Annotated in this window: 1 pseudogene; it reads right to left on the bottom strand. The window is 48.3% G+C overall.

Annotated elements, in window-relative coordinates:
* A pseudogene (locus tag R7Z50_RS29490) lies at window positions 1-578 on the bottom strand (D-lactate dehydrogenase); the annotation flags it as partial.

Below are 578 nucleotides of genomic sequence, written 5' to 3'. Positions count from 1 at the left end.
AATTTGGTCAACTTGTTTGCGTCGTTCGTGCCCAAGTAAAACACTTGCTCTTTGTTTGGCACTGGGTAGCTATCAACACGCACTGCAAACACGCCCAATTTGCCCGCACAGCCGCTCGCTTCAAACAAGCGACGCTCGTCTGCATTAAAACGTGAAGGGATGTCATACGTTACGTCACGAACTCGTTCATCATATTCTTTGTCTGATGCCATGCGATCATCGTGAACGATCTTGCTTGGGTCGAAATTACCTTCTTGCAGATTGTGAAGAATTTCTTCCGGCGTCTCACCCAAGCCATCAATACCAAGGTGATTTACTAGATGGAGGTTACCCTGCTTATCGACCTGCGCGTAGATGGCAAGCTCAGTATATGCTGGGCCGCGTTTCACTAACGCACCGCCTGAGTTATTGGCAATACCACCGACAACTGTCGCACCTAGCGATGATGACCCAATAATAGAATGCGGCGCGCGGTTAACGGCTCTGAGTTCTTTTTCTAGTGAGTGTAAACTTGCACCGGGTAAGCACACCGCCTGTTTGCCACCATCCAGCAGGTGAATTTTTTTGATTTTGGTAAT

The sequence above is a fragment of the Vibrio sp. 1249-1 genome (genome assembly GCF_033340495.1).
Note: the sequence above shows the minus strand (reverse complement) of the source record. Positions and strands in the feature narration are given on the sequence as shown.